The sequence below is a fragment of the Vibrio rhodolitus genome, from assembly GCF_003350325.1.
Classification (GTDB): Bacteria; Pseudomonadota; Gammaproteobacteria; order Enterobacterales; family Vibrionaceae; genus Vibrio; species Vibrio rhodolitus.
Map to the genome: position 1 here is coordinate 1 of NZ_QLYZ01000042.1, position 1,574 is coordinate 1,574.

A 1,574-nucleotide genomic window follows, 5' to 3' on the forward strand; every position below is an offset into this window, starting at 1 on the left:
ATAATCATCGTATAAGGAGGTGATCCAGCGCCAGGTTCCCCTAGCGCTACCTTGTTACGACTTCACCCCAGTCATGAACCACAAAGTGGTGAGCGTCCTCCCGAAGGTTAAACTACCCACTTCTTTTGCAGCCCACTCCCATGGTGTGACGGGCGGTGTGTACAAGGCCCGGGAACGTATTCACCGTGGCATTCTGATCCACGATTACTAGCGATTCCGACTTCATGGAGTCGAGTTGCAGACTCCAATCCGGACTACGACGCACTTTTTGGGATTCGCTCACCATCGCTGGTTGGCAGCCCTCTGTATGCGCCATTGTAGCACGTGTGTAGCCCTACTCGTAAGGGCCATGATGACTTGACGTCGTCCCCACCTTCCTCCGGTTTATCACCGGCAGTCTCCCTGGAGTTCCCGACATTACTCGCTGGCAAACAAGGATAAGGGTTGCGCTCGTTGCGGGACTTAACCCAACATTTCACAACACGAGCTGACGACAGCCATGCAGCACCTGTCTCATAGTTCCCGAAGGCACCAAAGCATCTCTGCTAAGTTCTATGGATGTCAAGAGTAGGTAAGGTTCTTCGCGTTGCATCGAATTAAACCACATGCTCCACCGCTTGTGCGGGCCCCCGTCAATTCATTTGAGTTTTAATCTTGCGACCGTACTCCCCAGGCGGTCTACTTAACGCGTTAGCTCCGAAAGCCACGGCTCAAGGCCACAACCTCCAAGTAGACATCGTTTACGGCGTGGACTACCAGGGTATCTAATCCTGTTTGCTCCCCACGCTTTCGCATCTGAGTGTCAGTATCTGTCCAGGGGGCCGCCTTCGCCACCGGTATTCCTTCAGATCTCTACGCATTTCACCGCTACACCTGAAATTCTACCCCCCTCTACAGTACTCTAGTCAGCCAGTTTCAAATGCAATTCCGAGGTTGAGCCCCGGGCTTTCACATCTGACTTAACTAACCACCTGCATGCGCTTTACGCCCAGTAATTCCGATTAACGCTCGCACCCTCCGTATTACCGCGGCTGCTGGCACGGAGTTAGCCGGTGCTTCTTCTGTAGGTAACGTCAAATCCATACGCTATTAACGCATGAACCTTCCTCCCTACTGAAAGTACTTTACAACCCGAAGGCCTTCTTCATACACGCGGCATGGCTGCATCAGGCTTGCGCCCATTGTGCAATATTCCCCACTGCTGCCTCCCGTAGGAGTCTGGACCGTGTCTCAGTTCCAGTGTGGCTGATCATCCTCTCAGACCAGCTAGGGATCGTCGCCTTGGTGAGCCCTTACCTCACCAACTAGCTAATCCCACCTAGGCATATCCTGACGCGAGAGGCCCGAAGGTCCCCCTCTTTGGCCCGTAGGCATCATGCGGTATTAGCCATCGTTTCCAATGGTTATCCCCCACATCAGGGCAATTTCCTAGGCATTACTCACCCGTCCGCCGCTCGCCGCCCAACAAATCCCCCGAAGGTTCAATGTTGTCGCTGCCGCTCGACTTGCATGTGTTAGGCCTGCCGCCAGCGTTCAATCTGAGCCATGATCAAACTCTTCAATTTAAGATTTTG

General features: G+C 53.4%; 1 rRNA gene. It reads right to left on the reverse strand.

Annotation, left to right across the window (positions count from 1 at the left end):
- Positions 1 to 12 precede the first annotated feature (12 nt).
- A 16S ribosomal RNA gene (locus DPF93_RS20955) occupies positions 13 to 1,565 on the reverse strand.
- Positions 1,566 to 1,574 lie beyond the last annotated feature (9 nt).